Consider the following 7,403-nt stretch of genomic DNA (forward strand, 5'->3'; position numbering starts at 1 on the left):
TCCCCCATTTATCCGTCGGGCTTAATATTACTATTTATTTTTCCGCTCGTACGCAAAGCCAACGACCAGAACCACCCATTATAGATTTTTGATCTGTCTGTATGTCATGGAAGCCAGCCTGTTGGAGTTCCATGATCAAATTATCCTTGGAGCGTAGCTTCATTCCATCAATTATTTTGGGCCATATCTTATCACCGGAACAGGAACCGTCTGCCTCGCAGACAATCAGGAATTTTCCGCCTGGCTTTAATATACGATGAACACCATGGAAGGATTTTTCCGGCCAAAAGTATACCGTTTCAAAGGCAGTAGCCGCGTCAAAGGAATTATCTTCAAAAGGCAGTTTGCCCACATCACCTTCGATTATTTCACATCGTCCATTCCGTATAGCATCAGCATTTTTCCTTTTGGATGCTTTTACACTGACTGTTGAATAATCAAATCCAGTGACACGCCCGTTCGGACAGATTTCCAACATGGCCGATACATTGCTGCCACCACCACAGCCCAAATCAATAACTACCGCATCAGGGGGCAACTCTAGATGTGTAATCCCCCATTTTGCCAATGGCTCGTGGGAAGCATTCATCATTTTAACAATAAGCTTTCCCACCGTTCCTTCTGGTTTTGCACAATTTTGCAGAATAGGGTGGACAATTCGTTGAAGTAGGTTTCTCTTCATGGCAATTTCCTCCTCAGAAAACTTATTCACTATCATACAATGATAATCATTATCATTGTATGATAGTTTACATATTCAATAATGTCAAGAAGAAAAATAAGGCTGCCAAAACAGCCCTGTGTGAAGTTTGTCGACGCCTATTTTTTAGCAAAAATAAGGAGTGAGATGGTACATTCCTTTAGGTTCGGGGATATCGCTCCCATGGGATTATGAATGCCGTCACTGTCTAGTGTCTCAACTTTGACCGTGATTTACAGTACAAATGCCAAGAATAATGGTTTATAGCTTGACTCAGGGACGTAAATTTTTATGATAGCACAAGTCAGTATGGGGTATTTTGACGGAGCAGTATCTAATCTTTACAGGTGAGGTTAATGGTTGAACAAAACTATCCTTATTAACATTTTATTCACAGGATATCGAGGATTATCACAGGGTTATCCACAGAAAATTGACATAATCATCCACAATGCAGCTATATGCCGGGTAAGATTTTCACCTGGCTTCTGCTGATACAGCTTCATAATATATGGATATTGATGGATAATACTGATAAATATGGCAAATTTGCCCTGGGATAAATTGACGTAATATTCATCCTTTTATGATTATGGAAGGTCTATCCTGTGCTGTGTCGTCATTTTCTTCTTTAGATTCATTTATGGTGAATCCGTATTTTTCTGAGAGATAAATGATGGTGGCTGATTTTTTCATATCATCCCATGAATTAAAATCTGAATTGTTTTTTACATATTCATTAAATTCATCTTCGGGAATTGCGTTAAAAGATTCATCATCACTATCGTAGCCACCTTCAATGAGAAAATTGTCAATAGAGGCAGCTTTTGTGTGCTGGTGCATAAAAGCTTCCGGGAATAATTCATTGAAGGGAATGCTGTGACGCCCTTCCATAGATTTTAAACGGCCTAGTACATCATCAAAAAATTGTTGGATTACATCTGTATCCTCATTATTGGATAATGCTTCATCGGATTGATTTTTTTCGTTTTGTTTTTTTCCCTGGGATTTTGGTGAAGTAGTCAAATTACTGTTCTTATGCTTTATGGTCATGATATATAGCCTCCATATGGAAAATATATTTTAAATATATTTTTATACATACAATCAGGAAGATAAGCTGCAAACCGTCCCTATTTCTGGAGCTTCGGATTGATGCTCAAAGCTGCAAGCGTTTATATTAATACTGTGTGAAAAAAATTTATAGTATTCATTGACATTTCATTTTTTGAAAAGTATACTCTACTTACTGACCGAAGTCAATAAGGAGAGTATTATGACGAGAATACGCAAGAATCCGGCAGAACGCCGGCAGGAATTTATGGATAGATCAATGGAGCTGTTCTGCACTAAGGGCTATGAACAAACTATGGTGCAGGATATATGTAGAGCAGTTGGGGTTGCCAAGGGAACCTTTTTTTATTATTTTCCGACCAAGGAGGATGTTCTTAAGGCAATTTTTGCCAATTGGGTAAAGCAGTTTGAAGAAGATTTTATATATAAGGCAAAAGGAATGACAGCCGCTGAACAGTTGAAATTATTCCTGAATATGTCTTCCCAGGATAATGCCATTGAGCCGTTAGTGGATAAATTGATGGAAGAAGGCCAGTGGGACATGGTAAGAAATCTTTGGCAGCTCGTGTTGGAACAGAGTTTCAATCCATTGATGCTGCGAATTCTTGCAAAAGGTAAGCAGGAAGGCTCAATGCAGGTGGATTATCAGGCAGAGAGCCTGGACTTTTTTTGGAATCTTATGGATGTTGTATGGCCTATTGAGCAACAGGCTAATTCTGCTGATGAGAATGTTTCTGTTCGTGAGGCCATAGCCGCAAAGTTGATTGAAAGCTTGTTTGGTATGAAGCCGGGAAGTCTGGCTCATTTTGGAGATACGGTGTAGAGCCGTATTTTCTTTTTATACCATTACTGACCCTGGTCAATAAAGGAGATCGTTATGAAAAAGAAGAACAAACGCATAATTATTTTGGGGATGTTGGCCATAATAATTGGAATTTTTGGTTGGCGATTAGCAGTGGTTGGCAAACAGCCTGAAAATGCTACAGTCCATCCCCTGGCTGTTTCCACAGCTGTTGTGAAACAAATGGATAAGCCGCTGATAATGCCACTGACGGGTAATGTTGAAGGATTGACTTCTTCAATTATCAGCAGCCGTTTTTCAGGGCAGGTGACCAGTGTGCTGGTAGAGGATGGGCAGCAAGTAGAAAATGGGCAGGCTTTATTTGTGTTAGATGATGTTGAACTGCAGAATTCTTTGCGTGTAGCTCAGAATAATGTCAATCAGGCTAAGGCAAAATATGACAATGTTAAGAACGATTATCAGCGTAGTCAAACGCTTTTTTTGCGCAATTGGAAAGCATGGAACTGCCAGTTGACTATAAAGTTGGGCAGGCAGGTGTAAGTAATGATATGGATGATTCCTTTAATAATATGACCATGGCACTAGGGCTGGCCGTGGCGTTTATTTTCATGATTTTGGCAGCCCAATTCGAAAGCTATAGTGAGCCCTTTGCCATCATGTTTGCACTTCCGTTGGCTATGATTGGAGCCATTATGGGACTTTTCCTGGCAGGTAGTGAAATAAGTCTGGTATCTCTCATCGGGATAATGATGCTTATGGGGCTGGTGACGAAGAATGCAATTCTGTTGATTGATTTTGCGAAAAAACGCATAAACGAGGGAATTCCTTGTAAAGAGGCACTGGTAGAAGCTGGCCGTATTCGTTTGCGCCCTATTCTGATGACAAGTGTGGCTATGGTTTTTGGTATGTTGCCTATTGCTTTTGGCATGGGACCAGGTGCCGAATCTCGGGCCCCTATGGCACATGCAATTATTGGTGGGGTCATCACATCCACTATTTTAACCATGGTGGTCATACCTATAATTTATGATCTTCTGCACCAATGTAACGAGCGTAAGATGTCCTCTTCCTCTTAAGGTGGGGGAGAAAGGAATAACAGGCGGTGAGCATATCTCCCACCTCGTTGCGACACGAAGTTAGTCCCTTTTGGGGAAACGCTAAATGGAAGATTTTATTTTTTTAAAAGAAAAATTTGAACAATGGCGTTATAATTAAGAAGAGAATTATTTCTAGAGCGGTTGGTGTTGTCAATGATAAAAGAAATGGGGCGAAAAAGATGGGAAATAAGGATTTTTCCTGCCTGGATGATGACGGCTTTGACTTCACAGAGGCATTTCCTGATGATGATTTAGGCCTGTATAATGACATTAGTGATGATTCTTGTGGTGCCAGTCAGGTCGATACCGGAGATGGAGAAGCAAACAGCGCTGAAGAATTTGAGCTATTAAGGGGAATATCGGATGATGCTGGTGGCTTTGATTATGGACCCGGGGTGGACTGTGAACATGATGATGGCGTAACCAATGCAGATTATGGTGATTCCTTGGGGAGTACTTACGGTGGCACTGTTCAAGGCTCAGTTGCCAATATATCAAACGGCAATGATTATGATGGGCAGGGTGATGCTGCCCGGGAGGATTATAATTTTGGCTATGGAGGTAATCGCCACAATCGTGAGAGTGGAGAGCGGTTCCATGGGTTGGGCCGATGGAGAAGGCGTGATTAGGTGATATAGTATGAAAACAGGGCAATGAAATGCCCTGTTTTTTTCATGAGCGGTATATGAAATATGTAAAAGGGAAAAAGCTTCTGATATAGAATATTAACCACAGTTGGATATTTAGATGATTATTGTAAATATATCGGTGAGATACAGGAGGCCTTATATGTCCACGGAAAAAGACAAGATGCTTGACGGGCAGTGGTTTCAGGACAATGAACCCTGGATGGTCAAGCAACGGGCATTGGCTGGTAATGTAAGTACTGCCTACAACCAGACGATGGTCGAAGAAAAAGAAAAACGAAATAAATTATTACAGGAACTTTTGGGACATATAGGCAAAAATTCATTTATTGCCAATGGTGTCCGCTTTGATTATGGCTGTAATATTTATATAGGTGATGATGTATATATTAATTTCAATGCAGTATTTCTGGATGGTAATGAAATTCATATTGGTGGTAGATGTTTAATCGGACCGGGGGTATTGTTTGCCACACCGTCTCATCCATTAGTAGCTGATGAACGATCCAAGCATACTAATCAGTATGGGGACTACTTTCCTGAGAAAGTTGAAAAAATCATACTGGAGGAGGATGTCTGGGTTGGCGGAAATGTTACCATTATGCCTGGCGTGACAATCGGCAGAGGGGCGGTAATAGGCGGTGGCAGTGTTGTTAATAAGGATATTCCTCCCTATTCCCTGGCAGTGGGAAATCCCTGTCGAGTGCTGCGAAAAATTACCGACAAAGACCGTATAGGGCTTTTCTGAGCTTCTATTATGGGTATAGGGAGCTGAAAATATTAAATTATGGGGGTGTTTTTTTGTCTGAAGAAGTGATAATGTGCGAAAAAAAAGATGGGGTTGCAGTTTTGACGCTGAATCGTCCTAAGAGCCTTAATTCCATGAGTCTTGACCTTATAAATGGCTGGATAAGATCATTGCATCAGGCTGAACATGATCCTGAGGTAAGGGTTGTAGTTTTGACAGGTGCAGGCCGGGGATTTTGTGCTGGTGGTGATTTGGCTTCCCTGGACCAGCTTACAACTGCTGAGGAAAGACGGTCGTTTGTGGCACAGGCCGGTATGATAGTAAAACTCATTCACAGTATGTCCAAGCCTGTTATTGCCATGGTAAATGGCGTGGCAGCAGGAGCAGGCTTTAATATTGCCATAGCCTGTGATCTTTGCTATGCTGCCAAGGGGGTAAAATTTATTCAAAGCTTTGCCAATATTGGCTTGGCACCGGACTGTGGAGGATATTATTTTCTGGCAAAAACAGTAGGATTATCCAAGGCTAAGGAATTAATGTTTACTGCCAGACCAATAGAGGCAGAGGAAGCCCATTCATTAGGATTGGTAAATGATGTGTTTGCACCTGAGGAGTTGAGGGAGAAGACCATGGCTGTGGGCAGACAGGTTGCCGGTGCAGCCCCATTGGCTCTGGCCATGATGAAGAAGGAAATCAATAATTATGGTGCATCATTGGATGAGACCTTGACCTATGAATCCATGGCAATGTCCATGCTGCTTGGGACAGAGGATTTTCGTGAAGGGATAAGGGCTTTTTCGGAAAAGAGGGCACCTAAATTTCAGGGGAAATAAAGAGTTTAGAGTTTGTGCTGTTTTGAATGCAAAATAATCTTAAACGAATTAGGGGGCAGATAATATGTTAAAGGGGATTAAGATTGCTGTTTTTACATTAATGATAATGTTGATTTCGACGGTATCAGCATTCGCTACATATCCTCAAACTATGAGTAATGGGAATCTTGTGCTGGTGGATGCCGGCATGGGAGTAGGAAGGTATGCTGACAGAACATCGGTGGTTGTGCAAAAATATGCGCCACCTTATTATCAGATTACTATTAATGTTGTGCCGGTTCAGTTTTCCGATGAATATTGGCGACAGCATAAAACCTATGAAGGAGGGCCTTATACCGTGATGGAAGCCTTCCCTCTTTCCTTCCGGTATAATTGGAATACTAAAACTATATCCTTTCAGAGAACAGGGGATTGGAATTATTGGGACATCAATAAAGTTCACTCCCATGCAGATGGTGATCCTTTGATTCCATATACAGCTGAGGTGGCATTCGTGGCAGCCTATAATATGCGTTTCTTTGATAATAAGATGGGGTATAATCCTATTTTGAACAACTACAACCGCGTTATAAGTGAATCTCTATACAGTGCTTTAGGTATATAGGGGGGATTGAATTGAAGCGAACCTTATTGCTATGTGTTGCCATATGGATGTCGTTTTCAGCAGCTGTTTTTGCCCATTCAATGCCCCGCAGTGAAATGTATGTCGGAGGTGTGGGGGCAGGCTGTACACTAGGCTATGTTCAAAGTATATACGGTGAGCCGACAAGAAAGGATTATGCAACCCTGGATTTTGTTCATATTGTGAGGTATATATACTCCGATACCTTTGATGTAATTGGTCGGACTGCAGCTGATTATGAGGGAGAAGAGGAGAATATCCCGGTAAGTGGGTTCTCGTTGAGTGATAGCTCCTTGACTACGCCCAGTGGTTTTACAGTAGGGTCATCCTATGAACAGATTGTGGCCACTTTTGGTGAAGGTGAGCGGGTTGTCATAAATGGTGAAACCGGTTATTCTTATATGGCTACCGATTCTCCGGTAGAATTGACCTTTTTTGTTGATAGGAATAACATTGTAACGCGGATATATGAAGGCACGGAGATTTAAGTAAAACATAATTGAAATATAAAAAGTCCGGAAGCCATTCAAGAGATATACATCTCCTGAATGGTCCGGACTTTTATTTTATGCTTTCCTGCAAGGTGTTACTGGCCAATCATCATTTTTATAATTTCCTTATCTGTTTCCTTCATGCCGATGCGCCCAAGTCGACTGATATTTCTGATGGTATTTTCAATGCCTTTTTGTATTAGCCCATCGCCACCATAAAACTGTTGCCCGTTACGGAACATTTCAAAACCTAATATTCCGGCGTCTACTGCAGCTGCGATTTTTGCGGCACATGATGCTTTTGCTCCATCACATATAATACCCGAAGTAATGGCTAAGGCATTTACTATGGTATGAATTACCGTATCGTAATCCTTGGTACAAAGCCA

At 41.3% G+C, this 7,403-nt stretch carries 11 protein-coding genes; 8 read left to right on the forward strand and 3 right to left on the reverse strand.

What is annotated here, in order from left to right:
* Positions 1-34: 34 nt before the first annotated feature.
* Positions 35-682 carry a class I SAM-dependent methyltransferase gene (locus tag K6C05_RS05270; RefSeq protein WP_296732127.1) on the reverse strand — a complete coding sequence of 216 codons (648 nt, stop codon included), beginning with the start codon at positions 680-682 and terminating at the stop codon, positions 35-37.
* A 594-nt stretch (positions 683-1,276) separates the two neighbouring features.
* Positions 1,277-1,753, reverse strand: coding sequence for a hypothetical protein (locus K6C05_RS05275; RefSeq protein ID WP_296732130.1), 477 nt, complete (start codon positions 1,751-1,753; stop codon positions 1,277-1,279).
* A gap of 223 nt (positions 1,754-1,976) precedes the next feature.
* Here K6C05_RS05275 and K6C05_RS05280 point away from each other — a divergent pair, with 223 nt between their 5' ends.
* The 8 genes from K6C05_RS05280 to K6C05_RS05315 all read left to right on the forward strand — a co-directional run bounded on the left by K6C05_RS05280 (position 1,977) and on the right by K6C05_RS05315 (position 7,011).
* Positions 1,977-2,597 (forward strand): TetR/AcrR family transcriptional regulator, encoded by a 621-nt coding sequence (locus K6C05_RS05280; RefSeq protein WP_296732132.1) that lies wholly within the window; start codon positions 1,977-1,979, stop codon positions 2,595-2,597.
* A 54-nt stretch (positions 2,598-2,651) separates the two neighbouring features.
* Positions 2,652-3,116, forward strand: coding sequence for a biotin/lipoyl-binding protein (locus K6C05_RS05285; protein ID WP_296732135.1), 465 nt, complete (start codon positions 2,652-2,654; stop codon positions 3,114-3,116).
* Positions 3,074-3,652, forward strand: a complete 579-nt coding sequence (locus K6C05_RS05290; protein ID WP_296732138.1) for an efflux RND transporter permease subunit — start codon at positions 3,074-3,076, stop codon at positions 3,650-3,652. Before K6C05_RS05285 ends, K6C05_RS05290 begins: the two co-directional genes overlap by 43 nt.
* Before the next feature lie 116 nt (positions 3,653-3,768).
* On the forward strand, positions 3,769-4,302 hold the full coding sequence (locus tag K6C05_RS05295; RefSeq protein WP_296732141.1) for a hypothetical protein: 534 nt from the start codon (positions 3,769-3,771) through the stop codon (positions 4,300-4,302).
* A gap of 160 nt (positions 4,303-4,462) precedes the next feature.
* Complete coding sequence (locus tag K6C05_RS05300; RefSeq protein ID WP_296732143.1) at positions 4,463-5,068, forward strand: sugar O-acetyltransferase; 606 nt, start codon at positions 4,463-4,465, stop codon at positions 5,066-5,068.
* A 53-nt stretch (positions 5,069-5,121) separates the two neighbouring features.
* The gene (locus K6C05_RS05305) at positions 5,122-5,901 is read left to right on the forward strand and encodes an enoyl-CoA hydratase (protein ID WP_296732145.1); all 780 of its coding nucleotides are present in this window, start codon (positions 5,122-5,124) and stop codon (positions 5,899-5,901) included.
* A gap of 64 nt (positions 5,902-5,965) precedes the next feature.
* Complete coding sequence (locus K6C05_RS05310; RefSeq protein WP_296732148.1) at positions 5,966-6,505, forward strand: hypothetical protein; 540 nt, start codon at positions 5,966-5,968, stop codon at positions 6,503-6,505.
* Positions 6,506-6,516: 11 nt separating this feature from the next.
* Positions 6,517-7,011, forward strand: coding sequence for a hypothetical protein (locus K6C05_RS05315; RefSeq protein ID WP_296732151.1), 495 nt, complete (start codon positions 6,517-6,519; stop codon positions 7,009-7,011).
* Between the two features lie 98 nt (positions 7,012-7,109).
* Here the strand turns inward: K6C05_RS05315 and K6C05_RS05320 are convergent.
* Positions 7,110-7,403, reverse strand: a 294-nt coding sequence (locus tag K6C05_RS05320) for an L-serine ammonia-lyase, iron-sulfur-dependent, subunit alpha (RefSeq protein WP_296732153.1), incomplete at its 5' end; no start/stop codon positions are given.

This window comes from Anaerovibrio sp., from assembly GCF_024697385.1.
GTDB lineage: Bacteria > Bacillota > Negativicutes > Selenomonadales > Selenomonadaceae > Anaerovibrio.

Bases quoted from the DNA above. Each gene is read 5' to 3' on its own strand.
- K6C05_RS05270 (WP_296732127.1), bottom strand. From the start codon at position 682: ATGAAGAGAAACCTACTTCAACGAATTGTCCACCCTATTCTGCAAAAT.
- K6C05_RS05275 (WP_296732130.1), bottom strand. From the start codon at position 1,753: ATGACCATAAAGCATAAGAACAGTAATTTGACTACTTCACCAAAATCC.
- K6C05_RS05280 (WP_296732132.1), top strand. From the start codon at position 1,977: ATGACGAGAATACGCAAGAATCCGGCAGAACGCCGGCAGGAATTTATG.
- K6C05_RS05285 (WP_296732135.1), top strand. From the start codon at position 2,652: ATGAAAAAGAAGAACAAACGCATAATTATTTTGGGGATGTTGGCCATA.
- K6C05_RS05290 (WP_296732138.1), top strand. From the start codon at position 3,074: ATGGAACTGCCAGTTGACTATAAAGTTGGGCAGGCAGGTGTAAGTAAT.
- K6C05_RS05300 (WP_296732143.1), top strand. From the start codon at position 4,463: ATGTCCACGGAAAAAGACAAGATGCTTGACGGGCAGTGGTTTCAGGAC.
- K6C05_RS05310 (WP_296732148.1), top strand. From the start codon at position 5,966: ATGTTAAAGGGGATTAAGATTGCTGTTTTTACATTAATGATAATGTTG.